This is a genomic window from Flavobacterium sp. 9, from assembly GCF_002754195.1.
Classification (GTDB): domain Bacteria; phylum Bacteroidota; class Bacteroidia; order Flavobacteriales; family Flavobacteriaceae; genus Flavobacterium.
In genome coordinates this window covers 2,951,600-2,974,301 of sequence record NZ_PEEU01000001.1, presented here as the reverse complement: position 1 = coordinate 2,974,301, position 22,702 = coordinate 2,951,600, and the positions used below count along the sequence as shown (strand labels likewise).

Below are 22,702 nucleotides of genomic sequence, written 5' to 3'. Positions count from 1 at the left end.
GATATTAAAACATAAAATTGACGCATAAAAAAAGGACGGATAAAAATCCATCCCTATAATATAATTGAAGATTAAAGCTTTTCTGAGTAAAGTTCCGGAGGAACGATTTATTTTGTAGCAACGGATTTTAATCCGTTGAAGAAGAATGAGAATCACAATAATGGAATTTATTCCATTTAATATTTAAAAAATCAAGCATCTTAGTCCCTTAGAATCTCAGAACCTTAGTACCTTTCTCCTACGAACACCCACAATTTCCATCGCCGCAATCTTTCTTCTTTTTAGATTTCCAGAAGAACTTTTTGATTAAAAATCCAACGGCAATAAATAATATAGCAAAGGCAATAATTTCTTGTACCATGATTGTTTATTTTAAAAGTTGATAGGTTATAAGCGCAACAAAATAAGCAAGTCCGCTCATAAGAACAAGTTGCATTGCCGGCCATTTCCAAGAGTTGGTTTCTTTTTTGGTAATCGCGAGCGTACTCGCACATTGCATCGCAAAAGCATAGAAAAGCAGCAATGAAATCCCAGACGCAAAATTGAAGATCTTTTTACCCGTTTGCGGATTTATCTCTTCCTGCATTTTGCTTTTTATAGTTGCTTCATTATCACTGTTTCCAACGCTGTAGATCGTAGCAAGAGTTCCCACGAAAACCTCACGTGCAGCAAATGAACTTATAATTGCAATTCCAATTTTCCAGTCGTAACCTAATGGTGCAATCGCAGGTTCGATTACTCTTCCCATGATTCCAATATAAGAGTTTTCCAGTTTTTGAGAAGCAACTTCATTTTCGAATTCTAATTCGGTTAGAGGTTTGTCTACAAATCGTTCTTTTACAATAGTTTCTGCTTCATTAAAATTTTCTCCGGGACCAAAAGAAGCCAGGAACCAAAGAATAACAGATATCGCCAAAATGATTTTACCGGCTCCAACAACAAACGCTTTCGTTTTTTCGACCACATTAATTCCAACATTCTTTAAAAGAGGAAGTTTATAACTTGGCATTTCAACAACGAAATATGTTTTGGCGCTTATTTTTAGTATTTTGTTTAAGATATAAGCAGAAAGAATTGCAGTTCCAAAACCTAAAAGATACAATAACATCAATGCTAATCCTTGCATATTTAATATTCCAAAAAGGCGTTCATCCGGTATTACCAAAGAGATAATAATCGTATAAACCGGTAATCTGGCAGAACACGTTGTAAACGGAGTAACCAAAATTGTGATTAAACGTTCTTTCCAGTTTTCGATATTTCTTGTTGCCATAATTGCCGGAATTGCACAAGCAGTTCCTGAAATTAAAGGCACAACGCTTTTTCCGGAAAGACCAAACTTGCGCATGATTTTATCCATCAAAAAGACAACACGGCTCATATAACCGCTTTCTTCAAGAATAGAAATAAACAGAAACAAGAAAGCAATTTGCGGAATAAATATAATAACTCCGCCAATTCCCGGAATAATTCCTTGCGAAAGTAAATCCGTTAGAATTCCGGTTGGTAATTCCTGAGCGGTCCAACTGCTTAAAGAGGCAAAAGTGCTGTCAATGAAATCCATTGGGATCGTTGACCAGCTAAAAATCGATTGGAAAATCAAAAATAAGATGGCTAAGAAAATTACATAACCCCAAACTTTGTGAGTCAAAACACGATCAAGCTTGGCTCTGATGTCTTTTGCCATTGATTCATCAACCTGTAAACCTTGCTTTAAAACATCATTTATAAATTGATAGCGTTTTATAGTTTCTTTTTGCTGTAAGCGCTTTAATTCGGAATGTGATTTGGTAAAAGTGCTTCTGATTTCATTTCGATCTAAATTCGAAAAATTCACATCTTGCGTAATAACCAACCATAATTTGTACAATAATTGATTTGGAAAAGCATGTTGTAATTTTTCAAAATATTGAGCGTCAATAACCGAAGCATTCAAACATGGTTCATGCGGAATCGTTTTGTAAGAGACAATTAATTCCTTCAAATGATCGATTCCTAAACCTTTCCGTGAACTGACTAAAGCAATTTTAGTTTTTAGTTTTTCTTCCAAAAAAGGAATATCAAGCGTAATTCCTTTACTTTCCATTCGATCAGACATATTAATGACTAAAATTGTTGGAATTTCAAGGTCTTTTATTTGAGTATAAATCAGTAGATTTCGTTTCAGATTTTCAACATCTGTAACCACAACTGCAACATCAGGATATAATTTGTCGTTTTTATTCAGCAAAAGCTCGATTACAACACTTTCGTCCATAGAACTGGCATTCAAGCTGTAAGTTCCCGGTAAATCCAGAATGTTAGCTTTGATGTTGTGTGGTAATTTACAGAACCCCATTTTTTTCTCAACAGTAATTCCGGGATAATTCCCCACTTGTTGATTTAGTCCTGTAAGTTGATTAAAAACAGACGTTTTTCCGGTATTTGGATTTCCGATAAGGGCGACATTGATATTTTGAATGCTCATTACAAATTGGTTTTGATAAGTTCAACTTCAATTTCACGAGCAGTTTCAACACGAATGGCCACATGCGAGCCATTAATATCTAAATATAATGGATCTCCAAAAGGAGCAATTTGAAGCAATTGGACTAAGTTGCCCGGCAAACAACCCATCTCTAATAGTTTTAAAGGAATCAAATCGATATCAAAATCTTTGATAATGGCTTTCTCGCCTTTTTTGAGGGTATGGATTGTATTTTGCAAGCTTATTTAGATTGAATTTAGATTACAAAAATAGACAATTATTCTTTATTGCAAGGCATTTAACACTTTTGTAAATGCTAAATCTTTCTAAAAATAAGGGATTTTACTCTTGACACAAGAAATTGATGTCTTCTATAAGACGTTTAATTTCTTCTTTATTTGTTCCGTCATAAAAACCACGAACACGTCTTTTTTGATCTACCAAAACAAAATTCTCTGTATGAACCATATCGTACAACTGATCTGGTCGACCTAATTTTACCGCGAGATAAGATTTTCTGGCCATTGTATAAATCTCTTTTTTATCGCCTGTAACCAAATTCCATTTGCTGTCTACAACATGATGTTTTATTGCATATGCTTTAAGAACCGGAATACTGTCAACCTCTGGGAAAACAGTATGTGAAAGCAACATTACCTTCGGATTGTTTAAAATTGCTTTTTGAACTTCTTCAAGATTGGTTGACATTTTTGGACAAATTGATCCGCAAGTCGTAAAGAAAAAATCAGCTACATAAATCTTTCCTTCGTAGTTTTTCTGAGTAATAGTATCGCCGTTTTGGTTGACAAACTTAAAATCGGCAATTGTGTGGTATTTGCTTTTGTATTGAATTGTGCTATCTACTAATTCAGGATTTACATCGGCTGGATTGTAAATTGGTAATGTTTTTTGTGGCTTTAGAGCCGAATAAAATAAGGAAATTGTTACAGCAGAAAATACAATTAAAACAATAAAGAATTTTCGGTATTTATATAGAAGGGATTTCATAAATGCAATTTGGCGCAAAAATACGAAAAGAGGTTTTTAAAAGCCTTAATTATAACGCTTTTTAACAGAATTTGGATGTGATTTTAAATCGCTTTCTTACGATTGGATTACGAGATGGCACGCGGATGACACGGATTCGCTTTGCGAAGACGCGGATTAAAGCTGATTTTCTTTTTTAAACCTTTTTTTTAATCTCGCAAAGACGCAGAGACGCAAAGTTTTTTCAAGTTTCTATTGTCAGTCTGAGCGAAGTCGAAGACCCTCAAAGTAGATCGCCAATTTAATAAAGTTATACAATAAAAAAATCTGTGTAAATCCGTGCTTTCGCAAAGCGAATCCGTGTCATCCGCGTGCCATCTCGCAAACTACTTCAATTTAGATTTTCGAATAGACTTATTTACCAAATACAATCCCATCAAAGTTACCGCAACTCCAATAACAATTGATTGAGTAAGCGGTTCTCCGAAAATGAAAAAGGCTAGAATAATAGCAACAATCGGGTTCATGTAAGCATAAATACTACTGACTTCCGTTGGAAGATGCTGTAACGTATATATAAAAGCAATAAAAGTCAAGATCGAACCAATGATTACCAGATACCCAATTGCCCACCAAGAAGTTAAAGGAATTTCGGACAAAGAGATATTCATTCCCGCAGTTTCTGTAATTCCGAAAAGGATAAAACTCGAAAGCAACATTTGCAATCCTAAACTAAAATATGGATTGAAACTTGCTGCTTTTTTCTTTGTATGCAAAATTCCAAAAGCCCAAGTTATAGTTGAAGCAACAGACAAGAAAATTCCAAATTGAAAATCCGGTCGCAGGAAATCACCAAGATGATCCGCAAAAATTATGCAGATTCCGCCGAAGCAGATTAAAAGTCCCGTAACCGCCAATTTTGCAATACGTTCACCTTTAAAAAAGCAAATGATAACAATCCAGATTGGGAAAATAGCACCAATTATAGCGCCCAATCCGCTGCTGATATATTTTACGCCCCAAGTACTTAAACCATTACTACAGCAAAAATTCAAGATTGCCAAAATCAGAATTGTGCTCCATTGTTTGCCTTTTGGCCAAGGTTCTTTTTTGATTATAAAATAACCAACGTACATGATTCCGCCTAAAAACTGACGAATTGTTGCCAATTGCAAAGCCGGCATATGTTTTACTCCTTCTTTTGAAGCCAACCAGGTTGTGCCCCAAAAAAAGCTAACCCAAAATAAAGCTAGAATCGGAAGTCCGATCGCTTCAACTTTTCCTGAAAAGGCAATTTGTATCCTAGTTCTCACGGTGTTATTTTTTTTAACAAATATTCTAAAAACAATTCCAATTAAAAAGGAAAACGCGAACATATATTCATGAAAATATTAGCTGGTTTCAATGATGTATTTTCATCAAAAATGCGAGAATATTATTGCGGAATTTTAACATATTTTTTAGAATATTAACAATAAGTTTGTATGTACACAAAAAACACACTCGAAAATGAACAAACAGATTACTAAACCCTTGTTTTGTGCTTTTTCTGCAATACTTTCTTTTACTGCAGTTCAAGCTCAGAGCACAGCTCCAAAAGAACCGGGAATTAATGTTTCGTATATGAATACGAAAATTAGCCCGAGCCAGGATTTCTTCCAATATGTAAACGGAACCTGGTTGGACGAAACTAAAATTCCAAGTGACAGAACAACTTGGGGAAGTTTTAACGAACTAATCAAAAAAACAGATAAAGATGCAATGGCAATTTTGAAGGATGCTTCAAAAAATCCAAAGTATAAATCAAACACTGATCAAGGTAAAGCAGTGAATTTGTTCAATACTGTTTTAGATACAGTAGGAAGAAACAAAAGAGGAGTTGCGCCACTTCAGCCTTATTTAAAGAAAATCGATGCGATCAAAAATGTAGCAGATCTTCAAAAATATTTGGTTGAAATGGAACCTGAAGGAGGAAATGACTTCTTTGGAATCTACATTGGTGCCGATGACAAAAACAGTTCTAAGAATTCTGTAGCTCTTGGTACAAGCAGATTAGGATTGTCTGATAAAGATTACTACACTTCAGACGATAAAGATTCTAAAGAAAAACGTGCAAAATATGAGCTTCACGTAGCAAGAATGATGCAGTTTATTGGAGAAACTCCAGCAAAAGCAAAACAAAGTGCTGCTGAAATTCTAGCTTTAGAAACTGCTTTATCAGCTCCAAGATTAGACCGTGTTGAGAGCAGAGACAGCCGTTTGCAATACAACCCAATGACAATTGCGGATCTTCAAAAATTAACTCCGGCTATTAAGTGGGATGCTTATTTTACGGGTCTTGGTTTGGCAAAATTAGACAGCGTTATTGTAACAGAACCACGTTATATGAAAGCTGTACAAGTTATTCTTACTGAAAACAAAGTTGCTCAGTGGAAAGAATACCTTAAATGGACTTTATTAAACAGATCAACATCACAATTAACTACAGATATTGAAACTGCAAATTTTGACTTTTACAGCAAAACTTTAAGAGGAGCAATTAAACAATTACCTCGTGAAGAAAATGCTTTGTCTGTTGTAAATCGTGGAATTGGAGAAGCTCTTGGTAAATTGTATGTAGAGAAAGTATTTCCTGCTGAAGCAAAAACAAAAGCTTTGGATATGATTCATAATGTGATTTTGGCTTACCAAAACCGTATTAACAATCTAACTTGGATGTCAACTGCAACAAAAGCAAAGGCAATCGAGAAATTAAATAAAATTACCATTAAAGTAGGTTATCCTGATAAATGGAAAGATTATTCGGCTCTTGAAATTAAAAGTGTTACTGAAGGCGGAAGTTATTTTGAGAACGTACGCAATTTATCAAAATGGACTTTTAAGGAAGATATCGAGAAATTGAAAAAACCGGTTGATAAAACAGAGTGGGGAATGTCACCACAAACTGTAAATGCTTATTACAACCCGTCTTATAACGAAATTGTTTTCCCTGCGGCGATTCTACAATCTCCATTCTATAATTACCAAGCTGACGAAGCTGTAAATTATGGTGGAATTGGAGCTGTAATCGGACATGAGATTTCACATGGTTTTGATGATTCTGGAGCACGTTACAATGCCGACGGAAATCTTGTTGACTGGTGGACTGCTGAAGATTTGAAACAATTTACAGCTTTAGGAACTGCTCTTGCAGATCAATACAGTGCTTTAGAGCCTTTACCTGGAATTCACGTTGATGGTAAATTTACTTTAGGTGAAAACATTGGTGATTTAGGTGGAATAAATGCTGCTTTCGATGGTTTACAATTGTATTTGAAAGCACACGGAAGACCAGCTTTAATCGACGGATTTACTCCTGAGCAACGTTTCTTTATTTCTTGGGCTACGGTTTGGAGAACTAAATCAAGAGATGAAGCGATTAAAAATCAGGTAAAAACAGATCCGCATTCTCCAGGAATGTACAGAGCTTATGTACCACTTCAAAATGTTGATGCATTTTACGATGCTTTCGGAATTAAAGCCGGAGATAAAATGTATGTAAGTCCAGACAAACGAGTTAAAATCTGGTAATCTTTTATTGTATGATATAAAAAGGGGCTTTCTCAAAAGTTGAGAAAGCCCCTTTTTTTATAAGAATGTAATGAAAACAAAGCTTTTCATTTTTTTCTACACCAGCTTATCATTCCGTAGGAATGTTTCATCGGTAAAAAATAGCGATCAGTCACGTTTACGTTCCGTAGGAACTTTTGATATGCTGGATTGTTGAAAAAAATGATGATCTCACACGTTCCTACGGAACGTAAAATGCCAATATTAATATAATTTTCTACCGATGAAATGTTCCTATGGAACAAAAGGAATTGGGATATATAAAATAAAAAACGGCGCTAATAATCTTAGCGCCGTTTTTGTTTTATCTATTTATTGCGATGAAAATGTCAACTTCTGCATTTTCAGGATTCTGAGCTTTCTCTCCGTAAATTTCAAAATCAGAAGTAAAGCTTCTGTCCAGATCTGAGTTCCAGATTTTCATCCATTCCTTGTAAACAGCACCTTCAGTAAGGTTTCCTTTTGCAACGAATTTCTCGTAATGAACGCCTTCAATTGTTTTACCAGTCATTTCTGCGGGAATTGAATCTAAACCTTCTACCGGACATCCTAAAATGGTCGTATATGGTTTTGTATGATCCTTTTCGTAATCCGTATAAACGAAAATAACATCGTTACTTATTTTATTGGGAATCTTTTCAGCAATTCCTTCTCCTATAAATTTCTTCAAAAGCGCAGGAATATCTTGTCCTGATTGCCCGTTTTCGTTAGTTGTTCTAACCGAAATTCCAATAATGTTGAATTTTTGAATGTCCATTGTGCCTAAATTATTTATTTGAATCCAAATGTATAATCAGTTGGTGACAACAGTATGTCAGCAGTGAATTTCAAAAGATAATTTAAACAACTATTATTTCAAGTTGCTGTAAATATAAGTTTCAATAGCTTTCAATTCTTCATCAGACATTGCCTGCGTTATCGGAATATTGGTTTTCATAACCGCAAACTGACTTGGATCAACAATTGGTTCTGCATTTCCTTTTAGGAAAGTTACAATATCACCTTTTTTGTCTTTATAGGTTTTTGCAATTTCCTGTAAGCTTGGTCCAATTACTTTTTGATCAACCTGATGACATGAAATACAGTTTCCTTGTCCTTCAAAAATTTCTTTTCCTAAAGCTTCCGGAGTTTTGGCTTTCGCCGATTCTCCTTCGGAATATGATTCTGTTGAATTCTCTGTTGGGTTTTCAGTTGACTCTTTTTTACATGATGCAAATGCTAAAACGGCAGATAAGAATAATACTTTTTTCATCGACTATTTATTTAAGATTACAGCAGCTTCTTTTGCAAAGTAAGTTGAGATAATACTTGCTCCTGCGCGCTTAATGCAATATAGTTGCTCTATCATAATTTTATCATGATCTAACCATCCTCTTTCGGCTGCAGCCTTTACCATAGCGTACTCACCAGATACTTGGTAAACAGCAACAGGCACATGAACGGCATTTTTTACCTCACGAACAATGTCTAAATAAGCCATTCCAGGTTTTACCATTACAATATCTGCACCTTCTTCAACATCTAATAATGCTTCACGAATTCCTTCAATTCGGTTTGCATAATCCATCTGATATGTCTTTTTATCTTTAGGAATATTTTGAGAATCTACCGGAGCAGAATCCAAAGCATCACGAAAAGGACCATAAAATGCCGAAGCATATTTGGCACTATAACTCATGATTCCCACATTATGATGTCCGTTTTCTTCCAATGCTTTTCTGATTGCCAAAACTCTTCCGTCCATCATGTCACTTGGCGCAACAAAATCGGCTCCAGCCTCAGCATGACTCAAACTCATTCTGGTTAAAGCATCAACAGTTGCATCATTGATTAATTGACCATTTTCGATAATTCCGTCATGGCCATAAATTGAATATGGATCAAGCGCCACATCCGGCATAACAATCATTTCAGGAACTGCATCTTTAATCGCACGAATAGTTTGTTGCATCAAACCATCTTTATTCCAGGCTTCAACACCTTTATTGTCTTTAAGACTGTCGCTTACTTTTACGTAGATATTCACCGCTTTGATTCCTAAATCCCAAGCTTCTTTTACTTCTTTAATCGTATTGTCTAAAGAATGACGATAAATTCCAGGCATTGACGGAATGGCAACTTTTACACCTTTTCCTTCCGCAACAAACATTGGAAGCATAAAATCTTGCGGGCTCAAACTAGTTTCACGAACTAAGGAACGAATAGATTCATTGGTTCTTAAACGACGGTTTCTTTGTAATGGGAACATAATATTTTAAATTTTAGATTTTAGACTGTAGATTTTAGATTTTTCTATAGTCTTAATTTTTTGATTTGCTAAGCCTTTTGACTTTATGACTTTTAACTTTCGACTTATTTATGTTATTGAAGCTTCGTAAATCTCTTTGATTGTTTTACCTATTTTAGCGTCAAATTCAGCATCAGATTGATCTGCAAAAAGTCCTTCAGATAATGCTCTTGAGAAACTTGCTATCAATCCGTGATTTTGCGATAGTTTATCATTGGCTTCATCTTGTCCGTAACCTCCGGATAAAGCAACAACACGCACAACATGTGGATCAGAGATTAGTTCTTTGTAAAAATCATTCACAGTTGGAATAGACAATTTCAGCATCACTTTGACATCTTTGTCTAATAAACTAAGTTGCTTTTTGATTTCTTCTTTTAGAATTGCTTCTGATTTTTCTTTATCAACGCTGTAAATATCAACTTCAGGTTCAATAATTGGCACAAGTCCTTTTTCGAAGATTTGTAAACCAACCGCAAATTGCTGTTCTACAACTTCGCGAATTCCTGTTGCATTTGCTTCTTTAATAACAGAACGCATTTTGGTTCCAAAAATATTTCGTTCTACAGCTCGCGTCAACAATTCGTCTAGATTAGAAATAGGTTTCATCAGTTGAACACCATTTGCAAGATCAGCAAGACCTTTGTCAACTTTTAGAAAAGGAACTATATTTTTCTTCTCCCACAAATAGTCGGCAGTCCATTGTCCGTCTATTTTGCGATCCATAGTATTTTCAAACAAAATTGCTCCTAAAATATATTCACTATCAAACGCAGGACTTTTGATAATTCGGGTTCTCATTTCGTGCACAAGAGTGTACATTTCTTCTTCATTCGAAAAACTGCTTTCCTGTACGCCATATTGTGCTAATGCCTTTGGCGTACTTCCGCCACTTTGATCTAGTGCGGCGATAAAACCTTTTCCGGAATGCATACGATCTAATTGTACCGTGTTTATATTTCTCTTTTCCATAACATTTTAGTTTAAATTGTAGAATGAAAATTTTAGTTGAATTGAAATAACTATAAGCCTGTTTTTTTATTTATCTCCTCATAAACTTCTTTTACTTTATTTGGAGGATCAAATCGATAACCAATACTGAATTTTAAAGTTGAAATATTATCGTTCAGTCGTGCTTCTGCAGCGTCATTCTGAACGAAATTAAGTGTGTTTAAGCTCGCATAAGCAAAAAACCGATCTCTATTATAGGCAAGCTTTAAATTGAAGTCTAATTGATACAACGCCGAAACATCTCCATCGACATCATTGATTCCGGCACCAAAAGCAAGTCCGGTTCCTATTAAAACGCGATCACTAATTACGAAATTATAAAAATAGGAGGGAGCTAATGAAAAAACATAGATATCTCCGTTTGAAGAATCTGGTTCAATGTTCAAATTCAAATTGGTATAATAAAACGAAAAAGTGGGAATAAAACTTCCGGAACTCTTCGTTTGCCATTCGTTTTGATTGACCAATGCTTTATAAGAAAAATTCTTGTTGAAAATATATGAAGTTGTTCCGCCAATTTTTGTAGTTCGCATTCGCGGAAAATCTACAGTAATACCGGAATCATAAGCATAAAACCCCTTTTGATTAATAAAAGTGAAGGATTGCATCCATTTTTTATAATAAAATCGGGTGTTGAAACTAAATAGTTTAGAATTTGAATTGTCTCTGTTTATATCGAAAAACTTAGGAGCAAAACCAAAACTTATATCTATGAACTTGTAACTTAAACTTAAACCAAGCTGTTCTTTTCGGTTTGGATTAAGGTCGATGTATTTTTTTTGTCCATCTATTGTAAAACCAAGCTGAAAATTATTAGAAGTGTCTAAATAATAAGCGCTGGCTGTAACGTTGTCATTATAAGATTTAAAATAGGGATTTTGAAGCGAATCTTTCTGAGCAAAACACCCAAAAACGCCTCCAAAAAACACTATATAAATCAGTTTTAGATCCATTAAATTTTATTCAAATAATAATATTAGTGTTTATATATGTCACCCCGATGGGGTTCAATAAAATAAACCTATAAATTTCTATAAATATTGCATCCCTCTGGGATTTATTCATGCTTTAAAAAGCTCTGGTTGTGTTTCAATTGGAGCTCCATTGGAGCATTATATTTATAGCTAATTAGTCCACATTCTTATCAAAGCTCCCGCGGAGCGAAATATTAAACCTCCTCAAACAAATATTCATTTTTAAAGTCAACATCAAATAATTTCAAAAATTCAATATATTCTTCTTTGAATGTTTTTGTTTTATGATGTTCTTCTTGATTACGAATATATTTTATAACATTCGTTAATTGAGAATGACTATAAGAAAAGGCTCCAAATCCGGTTTGCCATTCAAATTTACCATTAACCCACTTTTTATCATTTATAAATTTAGATGAATTAGCCTTTATATCTCTAACTAAATCAGATATGGATTTGTTAGGTTTTAAACCAATTAAAATATGGACGTGATCTGGCATTCCATTAATGACAATTAATTTTTGCTCTTTATTTGTAACAATTCCTGTAATATATTTATAAACTTCATCTTTCCAAACGGTTGAAATTAAATTTTGTCTGCCTTTAACAGCGAAAACAATATGAATATACAATTGCGAATAGGTATTTGCCATAAAATTTTGATTTAAAAGATTTCACTCCAATGGAGTTTAATAAAATAAATCTACAAAACGACTATAAATATGCTGTCCCGATGGGACTTAATTGTATTAAATCAGGTTAAGTTAAACAAAGCTCTCCAGAGGAGTAAAATATTTATAGCTAATATTATTCGCTATTTAATTAAAGCTCCATCGGAGCAATACATCTTTATTGAACCCAATCAACAGGATTTTCTAGCACATTTACTAATTTTTCTTCTTGACTTCCTGCTTCTGCATGATGATCGTAAACCCATTGCACATGTGGTGGTAAACTCATCAAAATGCTCTCAATTCTTCCGTTGGTTTTTAAACCAAACAAAGTTCCTTTGTCATGAACCAGATTAAACTCAACATAACGGCCACGACGAATTTCCTGCCAGTTTCTGTTTGCCGGAGTATATTCTAAATTTTTTCTTTTTTCTACAATTGGCACATAAGCTTCAAGGAAACTATTTCCAACTTCGGTTACAAAGTTGTACCAATCTTCCATTGACATTGTTTCGCTTGCTTTGCAATAATCAAAGAACAAACCGCCAATTCCGCGTGCTTCGTTTCTATGCGCATTCCAGAAATAAGCGTCACATTGTTTTTTATATTTTGGATAAAATTCCGGATTGTGTTTGTCGCAAGCAGTTTTACACGTTTGATGAAAGTGTTTTGCATCTTCTTCAAACAAATAATAAGGCGTTAAATCTTGTCCACCACCAAACCATTGTTCAATCACTTTTCCAGATTCATCATACATTTCGAAATATCGCCAATTAGCGTGCACAGTAGGAACCATCGGGTTCTTAGGATGTAAAACCAAACTTAATCCACAAGCAAAAAAATCTGCTTCGCCAACGGCAAACATTTTTTGCATCGCTTCTGGAAGTTTTCCATGTACGGCTGAAATGTTTACGCCGCCTTTTTCGAAAACAGCACCGTTTTCAATAACACGTGTTCTTCCGCCGCCACCTTCTGGACGTTTCCAAAGATCTTCACGGAATTTTGCTGTTCCGTCAACGGCTTCTAATCCGGCGCAAATCTGATCTTGTAATTTTTGTATGTATGCGTAAAATTTATCTTTCATTTTAAGGGGTTTCTAAAAAATTATCTTTCGTTATATAAATAATATACAGTTAATAGGATGAAAGGACATAATACTAATTTATAAAACAAACTTTTATACTTGATATTTTTTGAATAAACTGAAATGCAAACCAGATATAATATTGTAAGTATAATTATAAATATCGGATAAAGAAAAGTTAGGAAACCTGACCCACAGGATTGACTAGCTGTCATATCAGTGTTATTTGAAGAGAAATTAAATTTTATTATTGGAAAAAAAAGGCAATAGTAGTAAAAGCCAAAAAAAATAATATTAAAGATGATTTTTATTATTTGATAGCCTTTAGAAATGAGCTTTGATTCCCCAAAGTTAAAAGTTAAATTATCTTTCATTGTTATTATATTCAGATTTAAGCAACCCAAAGTAAACGACATCTTCTAATGTTCCGTCGCCATTTTTGAATTCGTCTCTTAAAATTCCTTCTTGTATAAAATGATGTTTCAAAGCAATTTGCTGACTTGCTTTATTGATTTTTGAAGTACAAATAAAAACTTTGTTCATTTTTAAAGTATTGAAACAAAAGTCTAAAGTTTCAGAAACCAACTTTGAAGTAATTCCTTTTCCTTGAAAATCTTCATCAACAAAATAACCCAATTCACATTTTGCTTTATTCGTATCAATGCTTTTTATACATAAATAACCAATTAAAGTATTGGTTTTTATATCTCTTGCATAGAAATAATATCCTTCTTTATGGTTTTCTTTATCTTGGTTGAAGGCAATAAATTTTCTTGTTTTTTCCAGATCTTCACAATAAGAAAGAGTCACCGGGAAAGTTTTTTCAATGTGTTTTTTATTCTTTTCGATGAGGTAATAAAACTCTTCCGGAAGAATATTGCTAATTGATTCTATTTTCCAATCGATGATATCCATTGCTTATTTGTTTTTAGCCGAAGCTATTTTAGTATTTATTCCAAAGGAGAAAACCTTACTTTCCTGTTGGATATATTGGTAAATGGCTAAAGCTTTGTCTTCAAAATTATAATTTTCTTCTTTTGAAAATTCTATTAAAATATCACCAAATTGTTCTAACTGTTCCCAGTCAAAATGAAGACGATTTAATAAGGTAATTAATTCTTCATTGGAGTAATCAATTAATGTTTGAATATTTAGTCCAAACTCTTTTAATTGATTTTCGATATCTGATTTTTGCAAATGGGCCAAAGGATAAGGGACAAAAATGAGTGTTCGCAATGTTTTTAGAACATTGTCAATTCTGATTTTTTCTTCGTCTCTTAAACCTTTATTTAACATGTTTGTACGTTTTCTAAATCGGGATGTTTTGGCATTATTCGGAAACCCCGGATTAAAATCCGGGGCTACAAAATGAATCGTTCCTCCGGAACTTTTATTCTTGATATTTAGCAATAGCTACAGAAAAACTGAAAACTGCGACTGAATACTAATATACTAATTCCCGTATTCCTTAACCGCGTCAATAAACGCTTTTGCGTGATCTACAGGGATATTTGGTAAAATTCCGTGACCTAAATTTACAACATATTTATCTTTTCCGAATTCATCGATCATTTCGTGAACCATCTTTTTAATAGTTGGAATTGGAGAAAGTAATCTTGACGGATCGAAATTTCCTTGTAAAGTAATATTTCCACCAGATAAATAACGAGCATTTCTAGCCGAACATGTCCAGTCTACACCAAGTGCCGAAGCTCTACTTTTACCCATTTCGCCAAGAGCAAACCAACATCCTTTTCCGAAAACGATAACCGGAGCGTGATCAGCCAAAGCTTCAACGATTTGGTTGATGTATTTCCATGAGAATTCCTGATAATCAACCGGAGAAAGCATTCCTCCCCAAGAATCAAAAATCTGAACTGCATCAACACCAGCTTTTACTTTTTCTTTTAAGTATAAAATAGTAGTATCTGTAATTTTTTGTAATAAAGTATGCGCTGCAGCTGGATTTGAGAAACAGAAACCTTTTGCAGTATCAAAACTTTTAGAACCTTTTCCTTCAACAGCATAACAGAAAATTGTCCAAGGCGAACCAGCGAAACCAATTAACGGTACTTCGTCGTTCAGCATTTCTTTAGTCAATTTAATGGCATCCATCACATAACCTAAACTTTCCTGAATATCCGGAACATAAACTCTATGAACGTCAGCAAGCGAACGAATTGGGTTTGGTAAAAACGGACCAAAATTTTCTTTCATTAAAACTTCGATTCCCATTGCTTGTGGAACAACCAGAATATCTGAGAATAAAATCGCTGCATCCGGAGCAATTCTACGAATTGGTTGAACCGTGATTTCAGCAGCCAATTCCGGAGTTTGACAACGTGTGAAGAAATCATATTTATCACGCAAAGCGATAAATTCCGGTAAATATCTTCCGGCTTGACGCATCATCCATACTGGCGGACGTTGAACAGTTTCTCCTTTTAATGCTTTTAAAAATAGGTCGTTTTTTAACATTGTTTTTATTGCTTTAGGCTTTAAGCTTTAGGCTTTAAGCGGTGTTTGTCTTTAATTTTTCTGCTTACGGCTTAAAGCCTAAAGCGTATTGCTATAATTATTTATATTCAGTAATTACATCTTCGATTACGTCTTCAACTGTTGGCTGATCTGCAATGATGATGTTTTTTGTAATTTTATGTAAAGCTTCTGCAGTGGTTTCTCCAATGCAAAAACAGGTTTCTTTCTTTATAGTATTATCTTTCAAATAACTTTCAACGCCAGAAGGACTGAAAAATAAGATTCCATCAACTGCATTTTTTATTTTCTGAGGTGTCAATGACGTATCATAAACCTGAATCTCATTAAATTTTACTTCGGCGTCTTTTAATGCTTTTGGTAATGTTTCTCTACGAAGATTTCCACTGAAAAAAGTATAGCTTTCGTTGCGGTAAATTAAGGTGATAATTTCAGCCAAATCAGAAGCGTAACCTGTGTAAGCCACAACATTAAATCCACTTTCAGATAAAAGAATTTTGGTTTTTAGTCCAACGCAAAACACATTTTTGCTTTTTAATTCTTCGACTTTTGGATTTGATAAAATGCTTTGAACGGCATTCTGACTTGTAAAAATCAGATTTTCGTTGAGGTCTTTTAATTCGAAAGGTTTGTTTTGAGTTTGAATAAAGTCAGCTTCGATAACTTCAATATTGGCTTTTACCAATGCTTGTTTTTGTTCGCCCGATAGCTTTTTTGTAGATAATATTTGAATTGATTTACTCATTTATTTTTTTAAAGATTCTTTAATAGATGCCATCAATTCGGCTCCACCATTGTTCAGAATTTCCTGAGCAGCGAAGAAACCTAGTTTTTTCCATTCAGAAATGTCAACCGTTTTGTTTACTTCTAGTTTTTGTTTTCCATCAACAGAAAGTAAAACTCCTTGAAAATGTAAAGTGTCTTCGTCTTCATTATAATTAACCAAAGCCCCGATTGGCGCGGTACAACCGCCTTCCAGCGTTCTTAGAAATTGACGTTCGATATAGGTACAAATTTCAGTTTCGATATGGTTTAATTGCGAAAGTGCGTCTAAAGTATAATTGTCATTTTCCATTGCCACAACAAGCATTGCACCTTGTGCCGGTGCTGGAATCATCCAATCAAGATCTATATAATTTCCGGGTTTTAAGTTAATGCGCTCTAAACCTGCAGCGGCAAAAACAGCTCCATCCCAATTATTGTCTTGTAGTTTTTGCATACGAGTGTTTACGTTTCCACGTAAATCAACAACAGTATGATTTGGATATTTGTTGAACCATTGCGCTTGACGACGTAAACTTCCAGTAGCAATTGTACTTGGATTTGCAAAATCAGGATTTCCTTTGTGAACTAAAATGTCCAGAACATTGGCTCTTTCTAAAACCGCAGCTTGTACAATTCCTTTTGGTAAAGCAGTTGGAACATCTTTCATGGAATGCACTGCAATATCAATGTCACCATTGATCATGGCAATATCTAAGGTTTTTGTAAAAATTCCTGTAATGCCAAGTTCATAAAGAGGTTTGTCAAGAATAATATCGCCTTGAGATTTTACCGCAACAATTGAAGTTTTATAACCTAAGTCATTCAGTTTTTTCTCGACAGTATGTGCTTGCCAAAGTGCTAGTTCGCTATCGCGAGTTCCAATTCTGATTGTTTTTTCTGCCATTTTGTTGAATTTCACCATATAAGTTATTTAAGTAAATTTAAGAAGTTTGGGTAAAAACAGCAGTTTTATAAATGAACTTAAATAACTTATATGGTTTAAAATTTTATTTTTAAGATGCTTTTATCTTAAAGACTTTTTCGATCCATTCGATGCTTTCATCAACCATGGTATCGTCGTCTTTTAAATGATTTGCGAAATGTGTAGTGATTTTCTGGATGATTCTGTTACTGATAATTTCAGCTTGAGCTTCATTAAAATCTGCAATTTTTCTGCTTTGAAAATCTAATTCCGAAACTTTAATCTCGTTTAGTTTTTCTTTTAAAGCATTTATTGTTGGAGCAAATTTTCTTCCTTTTGTCCAGGTAACGAATTCCTCTTTTACTTCTTCGATTATAGCTTCGGCAGCAGGAATGTGTAATTTTCTGTTTTCAAGAGTTTCATCTGTCAATTGCGACAAATAATCCATGTGAATTAAAGTTACGCCTTCTAAATCCTCTACGTTTTCGTGTACGTTTTTTGGAATAGACAAATCTAAAATCAATAAAGGTTTTTTTAGATTTAGAATTGCTTTGTCAACCGTTGGGTTTTGTGCGCCTGTAGCGACAACTACAACATCGGCTTTTTGAAGTTCAAGATGCAATTCTGAATAATCTTTAACAACCAGATTTAGTTTTCCGGCTAATTTCTCAGCTTTGTCTTTCGTTCTGTTTATTAAAGTAATATGTTCGTTTTTAGTATGTTTTACAAGATTTTCGCAAGTATTTCTTCCGATTTTTCCTGTTCCAAAAAGTAAAATATTTTTATTACCAATATCTTCTACATTTTTTATAATGTATTGTACTGATGCAAAAGAAACCGAAGTTGCGCCTGAACTGATTTCAGTTTCGTTTTTGATTTTCTTGCTCGCCTGAATCACTGCATTCACTAATCTTTCTAAGAAAGCATTCGCTAAACCTAAAGATTTTGAATGTGCAAAACTGGTTTTTATTTGAGATATAATTTCAAAGTCACCTAAGATCTGACTGTCTAAACCAGTTCCTACGCGAAATAAATGATTAATCGCTTCTTGATTTTTATAAACGAATCCTACTTTCTGAAAAGCATCCACGGATCCATTGCTATTATCGCAAATTAGCTTTATTAATTGAAAAGGGTGTTCAGCAAAACCATAGATCTCGGTTCTGTTGCAAGTCGAAGTGACAATTAAGCTTTCTATTCCTTCTGTTTTAGCTTGTTCCAGTAAACGCGTTTTGGCAACTGCATCCAAACTAAATTGACCTCTGACCTCAGCATCAGCTTTTTTATAACTCAATCCAACGGAGTAAAAATATAGGTGTTTCGGTACGTTATTGTTTTCCATAAATTCACTTTCATAAAAGTGCAACAAAATTATCATTATAGTGTTTACAAAAGTAACGCTCAAAGTACTATTTGTGTCGCTACATGTTTTTTTATTTCTAAACGTCTGTTTTTATGCAAAAAGAAGTATTTTTGTAGCAAAATCAAGTTGTTTGAATTGATTTGTTTAGAGTGATTCTAAATAACATTCTCTGATAGCTTTGATTTTTATCTAAAAAAAATATCGCTATGAGTTCTCAGGAAATTATAAAAATTGAAGACGACTTTACGCTAATCCGTTTTCAAAACGATAGTTCTGAACCATTTTTTGGACAGCACGAAGTAGGTAGTGGTCTGATACAGTTCCACTTCGGGATAAAAGGCAATGCTAAATTTTTATTCAATCAAGGCAGTTATGCTTTAGATTTAAAAGAAGAAAAATCGTTGCTTTTGTATAATCCGCAGAAAGAATTGCCGCTTAATTTAGAGTTGGCTCCAAACTCGTGGGTGATCTCTGTAATTGTTTCGATTAAGAAATTTCACGCGTTGTTTTCTGCCGAAGCAGATTATATTACTTTTTTAAGTCCTGATAATAAGGACAAAAAATATTATAATGAAGGAAATATTAGTCCTTCTATGGCTATTGTGTTAAGTCAACTGTTTCATTACAACCTTCATCCATCGATAAAAAACCTTTATTATAAAGGAAAAGGATATGAATTATTGAGTTTATATTTTAACAGAACCGAGGATCCAAACGCAGAACAATGTCCGTTTTTGATTGATGAAGATAACGTTCTGAAAATAAGAAAAGCCAAAGAAATCATCATCGCAAATATGGCTGAACCGCCGGGATTGCAAGAATTGGCAGATGAAATTGGTTTGAATTTAAAGAAACTCAAAATGGGTTTCAAACAAATTTACGGCGATACGGTTTATGGTTTTCTATTTGATTATAAAATGGATTTCGCCCGAAAACTATTAGACAGCGGATCTTATAATGTAAACGAAGTTGGGTTGAAAATTGGTTACAGCACAGGAAGTCATTTTATTGCGGCTTTCAAGAAAAAATTTGCTACGACTCCAAAGAAATATCTAATGTCGATTAATACTAATGTATAATAATGAAGAAGGGCATTTTGATTGCTTTAATCGCTTTATGGAGTTGTAAATCTGAAGATAGTTCGTTGTTGGTAGAATTTAAAAACAAGGCATATCATGATATCAAAGTTGATAATGTGAAATTATTTGGTTTTGGATTACCACTTCCGCCTCGTGATTCATTAGAATTATTAGAAAACAATAAAAGAATAAATATTCGCAAGAAGTATGGTTTGGTTATAAAAAACTTGGGATGTACGGTAGATGATAAGGAACTAGATAGTGCCGTTAGCGAATATTATAAAATAACAAACATTTATCTTGAAGAGAGAAACGGAAAAGGCTGGAAAGAAAAAATGGAGAAGGAGTTAAATAGTATAATCTTAAATTGATTGAAAATTTAGCATCAGTTTTATATATCAGAACATAAATAAAAAATAACATTTATCATATTTCTAAAAAGTTGCAAGTTCTACTTTTGACGAAATTTTTAAAAACAAACAAATGCTTAAAGCCTAAAGCTTAAAGCCTAAAGCAAGGAAAAATATAATGAAAGGCGTATTATTAGTAAACTTAGGATCTCCGGAAAGTCCAACTACAAAAGATGTAAAACCATATTTAGACGAATTTTTAATGGATAAATACGTGATCGATGTTCCGTATTTATTGAGAGCTTTGTTGGTTCGTGGAATTATTTTAAGAAAAAGACCAGAAGAATCAGCTCACGCTTACGCTAAAATTTGGTGGGATGAAGGTTCTCCATTAGTAGTACTTTCTGAAAGAATGCAGAAAAAAGTACAGCCTTTAGTAAATGTTCCGGTTTCGCTGGCAATGCGTTACGGAAGTATGACAATCGAAAAAGGACTTCAGGAATTACATGATAAAGGAGTTACAGAGGTATTACTTTTTCCGTTATATCCGCAATACGCAATGGCTTCGACTTTGACTATTTTAGTGAAAGCAGAAGAAATCCGTAAAAAGAAATTCCCTCAAATGACTTTTACCGATGTTCCTGCGTTTTATAACAAACCGGATTATATCAAGAATTTGGCCGATTCAATTCAGAAACATTTAGTTGGTTTTGAGTATGATCATTTATTATTCTCTTACCACGGAATCCCGGAACGTCATATTCGCAAAACCGATGTGACAAAATCACATTGCAAAATCGATGGTTCTTGTTGTAATACACCTTCACCGGCACATGATTTCTGTTACCGTCACCAATGTTATGAAACAACGAGACAAGTGGTGAAATTATTAGGACTTCCTGCCGATAAATACAGTCTGACTTTTCAGTCACGTTTAGCAGGCGATAAATGGTTGGAACCTTATACTGATGTTGAAATAGACAAAATGCCTGCAAAAGGAATCAAGAATCTTGCGGTTGTTACGCCTGCCTTTGTTTCCGATTGTTTAGAAACTCTGGAAGAAATCGCAATGCGCGCCAAAGAAGATTTTGAAGCAAATGGAGGAGAAGAATTCTTGGCAATTCCGTGTTTGAATGACGATGACGAATGGTGCGAAACTGTTGGAAATTGGATTAATGATTGGGCTAAAAAATAGAAAATAGAAAATAGAAGAAAGAGCAAAGAACAAAGACTTTATGATGGAATATTATAACTACTTAAAAGCACTGCATCTTATTTTTGTAATAACCTGGTTCGCTGGGTTGTTTTATATTGTGCGTTTGTTTGTATATCAAATTGAAGCCAACGAAAAACCTTCGCCTGAAAAGGAAATTCTACAAGCGCAATACAAAATTATGACCTATCGTTTGTGGTATATTATTACTTGGCCGTCAGCAATTTTGGCGAGTATTTTTGCTTTTTCATTATTATATTTAAATCCGGGTTTGATCTATTTGGATTTTATGCAGGTTAAATTCGGGTTTGTGTTTTTATTGTATTTATATCATTTAAAATGCCATCAAATATTTAAACAGCTGCAGAATGATGAGGTAAAATATACTAACAATTTTATGCGTTTATGGAATGAAGGTGCAACCATTATATTATTTGCTGTCGTATTTATAATTATTGTAAAAAGTGCCATCAACTGGATTTTCGGTGTAATCGGAATCTTTTTATTCTCGATTATCATTATGTTAGGTTTCCGTTTTTATAAAAGAATTAGAGAGAAAAAATAGCTTTCGGTATTTGTATAATCAATAAACAGATAGTTTGATTAAATTAAATTTTAGAAATAGAATAATTAAGAAAGCAGATGTTTATTTTGTGATTTCTTTCCTAACGGGTATATATTTTGCAATGGTTTGCGGTGCCTGGATTTTTTTTATGAATCTTTTTTTAGGACCTCCTATTTTTCTAATTAGTTATATATTTTGGAAAAAAGGATTAAAAACGGATATAAGAATTGATAGATACAAATACATTAAATATGCATGGTGGAGCGGGATTCCAATTTCTGCATTATCATTAATTGGTTATTTAATTTTTGACTAAAATAATATTCGAAAGAAGACTTTAGTTTTAAGGGGCAATTCCTAAAACTTGAAACCTGAAACCAGAAACAAACAAAACAAAGCCTATGCAGAATATATTTTCAATATTTTTTATTTTAATATAAATGACACAATTTGCACAATCAAAATTTGAAAATGAGAAAGTGAAAATATCTTTTGATAAGAATATAGATAGTAAAAAACTATCTATAAATTTAGGTCAAGGAACTTGGAAAGTATATTTATATCCAATATTTAAGAACAATCAATTAGTTGAAAATGTATTTCCAAAAGAAGCCGGCATTTACAATTTAACGATTAACTATGCTGATAATTTATTTTATAATGAGATTGTTTTGTATAGAATGAACCCAGATTCAGAGAAATTATCTTTTGATTTTTATCAGGATTCAGGAAGAATATTTTGTAGTATTAAATCAGAGTATGCGCAAGAATTGAATAAAGAAGTCGTTCTAAATAAATTTAATGATGATCTTCAAGAAATCATAAATTCTATAAAAGAATGAGAGAAAGAAAAATAGTT

Annotated in this window: 25 protein-coding genes; 7 read left to right on the top strand and 18 right to left on the bottom strand. The window is 33.6% G+C overall.

Annotated elements, in window-relative coordinates:
• Positions 1-238: 238 nt before the first annotated feature.
• From CLU81_RS12220 to CLU81_RS12200, 5 genes are all read right to left on the bottom strand, one after another.
• On the bottom strand, positions 239-361 hold the full coding sequence (locus tag CLU81_RS12220; RefSeq protein WP_338140824.1) for a FeoB-associated Cys-rich membrane protein: 123 nt from the start codon (positions 359-361) through the stop codon (positions 239-241).
• Between the two features lie 6 nt (positions 362-367).
• Entirely contained in the window at positions 368-2,467 is a 2,100-nt protein-coding gene (gene feoB, locus CLU81_RS12215; RefSeq protein WP_099710063.1) for a ferrous iron transport protein B, read from the bottom strand.
• The gene (locus CLU81_RS12210) at positions 2,467-2,706 is read right to left on the bottom strand and encodes a FeoA family protein (protein WP_099710062.1); all 240 of its coding nucleotides are present in this window, start codon (positions 2,704-2,706) and stop codon (positions 2,467-2,469) included. The genes feoB and CLU81_RS12210 overlap by 1 nt, the downstream gene beginning before the upstream one ends.
• 103 nt (positions 2,707-2,809) lie before the next feature.
• Entirely contained in the window at positions 2,810-3,475 is a 666-nt protein-coding gene (locus tag CLU81_RS12205; protein ID WP_099710061.1) for an SCO family protein, read from the bottom strand.
• Positions 3,476-3,840: 365 nt separating this feature from the next.
• The gene (locus tag CLU81_RS12200) at positions 3,841-4,767 is read right to left on the bottom strand and encodes a DMT family transporter (RefSeq protein WP_099712744.1); all 927 of its coding nucleotides are present in this window, start codon (positions 4,765-4,767) and stop codon (positions 3,841-3,843) included.
• 196 nt (positions 4,768-4,963) lie between these two features.
• Here CLU81_RS12200 and CLU81_RS12195 point away from each other — a divergent pair, with 196 nt between their 5' ends.
• Positions 4,964-7,024, top strand: a complete 2,061-nt coding sequence (locus CLU81_RS12195) for a M13 family metallopeptidase (RefSeq protein ID WP_099710060.1) — start codon at positions 4,964-4,966, stop codon at positions 7,022-7,024.
• Between the two features lie 343 nt (positions 7,025-7,367).
• Here CLU81_RS12195 and CLU81_RS12190 read toward each other — a convergent pair whose 3' ends face one another.
• The 13 genes from CLU81_RS12190 to hemA form a co-directional block, all read right to left on the bottom strand.
• Positions 7,368-7,820 carry a GyrI-like domain-containing protein gene (locus tag CLU81_RS12190; RefSeq protein WP_099710059.1) on the bottom strand — a complete coding sequence of 151 codons (453 nt, stop codon included), beginning with the start codon at positions 7,818-7,820 and terminating at the stop codon, positions 7,368-7,370.
• A gap of 93 nt (positions 7,821-7,913) precedes the next feature.
• Complete coding sequence (locus tag CLU81_RS12185) at positions 7,914-8,315, bottom strand: c-type cytochrome (RefSeq protein ID WP_099710058.1); 402 nt, start codon at positions 8,313-8,315, stop codon at positions 7,914-7,916.
• Between the two features lie 3 nt (positions 8,316-8,318).
• On the bottom strand, positions 8,319-9,311 hold the full coding sequence (hemB, locus tag CLU81_RS12180) for a porphobilinogen synthase (RefSeq protein ID WP_099710057.1): 993 nt from the start codon (positions 9,309-9,311) through the stop codon (positions 8,319-8,321).
• A 108-nt stretch (positions 9,312-9,419) separates the two neighbouring features.
• Positions 9,420-10,307, bottom strand: a complete 888-nt coding sequence (locus tag CLU81_RS12175; RefSeq protein WP_099712743.1) for a fructose bisphosphate aldolase — start codon at positions 10,305-10,307, stop codon at positions 9,420-9,422.
• A 65-nt stretch (positions 10,308-10,372) separates the two neighbouring features.
• Positions 10,373-11,314, bottom strand: coding sequence for a DUF4421 family protein (locus tag CLU81_RS12170; protein ID WP_099710056.1), 942 nt, complete (start codon positions 11,312-11,314; stop codon positions 10,373-10,375).
• Between the two features lie 215 nt (positions 11,315-11,529).
• Entirely contained in the window at positions 11,530-11,988 is a 459-nt protein-coding gene (gene tnpA, locus CLU81_RS12165) for an IS200/IS605 family transposase (RefSeq protein ID WP_099710055.1), read from the bottom strand.
• A 196-nt stretch (positions 11,989-12,184) separates the two neighbouring features.
• A complete protein-coding gene (hemF, locus tag CLU81_RS12160) occupies positions 12,185-13,090 on the bottom strand; it encodes an oxygen-dependent coproporphyrinogen oxidase (protein ID WP_099710054.1) in 906 nt (301 codons plus the stop codon).
• A 363-nt stretch (positions 13,091-13,453) separates the two neighbouring features.
• Positions 13,454-14,005: a GNAT family N-acetyltransferase gene (locus tag CLU81_RS12155; RefSeq protein WP_099710053.1), complete on the bottom strand. Its 552-nt coding sequence runs from the start codon at positions 14,003-14,005 to the stop codon at positions 13,454-13,456.
• A 3-nt stretch (positions 14,006-14,008) separates the two neighbouring features.
• Positions 14,009-14,500 (bottom strand): hypothetical protein, encoded by a 492-nt coding sequence (locus CLU81_RS12150; protein WP_233209697.1) that lies wholly within the window; start codon positions 14,498-14,500, stop codon positions 14,009-14,011.
• A 42-nt stretch (positions 14,501-14,542) separates the two neighbouring features.
• Positions 14,543-15,568 carry a uroporphyrinogen decarboxylase gene (gene hemE / locus CLU81_RS12145; RefSeq protein ID WP_041520396.1) on the bottom strand — a complete coding sequence of 342 codons (1,026 nt, stop codon included), beginning with the start codon at positions 15,566-15,568 and terminating at the stop codon, positions 14,543-14,545.
• 97 nt (positions 15,569-15,665) lie between these two features.
• Positions 15,666-16,331, bottom strand: a complete 666-nt coding sequence (locus CLU81_RS12140) for a uroporphyrinogen-III synthase (RefSeq protein ID WP_099710052.1) — start codon at positions 16,329-16,331, stop codon at positions 15,666-15,668.
• Positions 16,332-17,255: a hydroxymethylbilane synthase gene (gene hemC, locus CLU81_RS12135; RefSeq protein WP_099712741.1), complete on the bottom strand. Its 924-nt coding sequence runs from the start codon at positions 17,253-17,255 to the stop codon at positions 16,332-16,334.
• A gap of 109 nt (positions 17,256-17,364) precedes the next feature.
• Positions 17,365-18,615, bottom strand: a complete 1,251-nt coding sequence (gene hemA, locus CLU81_RS12130; protein WP_099712740.1) for a glutamyl-tRNA reductase — start codon at positions 18,613-18,615, stop codon at positions 17,365-17,367.
• 227 nt (positions 18,616-18,842) lie between these two features.
• Between hemA and CLU81_RS12125 the strand changes: the two genes are divergently transcribed.
• The 6 genes from CLU81_RS12125 (at position 18,843) to CLU81_RS12100 (ending at position 22,685) form a co-directional block, all read left to right on the top strand.
• Positions 18,843-19,715: an AraC family transcriptional regulator gene (locus CLU81_RS12125; protein ID WP_056247889.1), complete on the top strand. Its 873-nt coding sequence runs from the start codon at positions 18,843-18,845 to the stop codon at positions 19,713-19,715.
• A 2-nt stretch (positions 19,716-19,717) separates the two neighbouring features.
• Positions 19,718-20,086 (top strand): hypothetical protein, encoded by a 369-nt coding sequence (locus tag CLU81_RS12120; protein WP_099710051.1) that lies wholly within the window; start codon positions 19,718-19,720, stop codon positions 20,084-20,086.
• 157 nt (positions 20,087-20,243) lie between these two features.
• On the top strand, positions 20,244-21,260 hold the full coding sequence (gene hemH / locus CLU81_RS12115; RefSeq protein ID WP_099710050.1) for a ferrochelatase: 1,017 nt from the start codon (positions 20,244-20,246) through the stop codon (positions 21,258-21,260).
• Positions 21,261-21,303: 43 nt separating this feature from the next.
• On the top strand, positions 21,304-21,843 hold the full coding sequence (locus CLU81_RS12110; RefSeq protein WP_099710049.1) for a CopD family protein: 540 nt from the start codon (positions 21,304-21,306) through the stop codon (positions 21,841-21,843).
• A 34-nt stretch (positions 21,844-21,877) separates the two neighbouring features.
• On the top strand, positions 21,878-22,159 hold the full coding sequence (locus CLU81_RS12105; RefSeq protein ID WP_099710048.1) for a hypothetical protein: 282 nt from the start codon (positions 21,878-21,880) through the stop codon (positions 22,157-22,159).
• 124 nt (positions 22,160-22,283) lie between these two features.
• The gene (locus CLU81_RS12100) at positions 22,284-22,685 is read left to right on the top strand and encodes a hypothetical protein (RefSeq protein ID WP_099710047.1); all 402 of its coding nucleotides are present in this window, start codon (positions 22,284-22,286) and stop codon (positions 22,683-22,685) included.
• Positions 22,686-22,702: the final 17 nt, after the last annotated feature.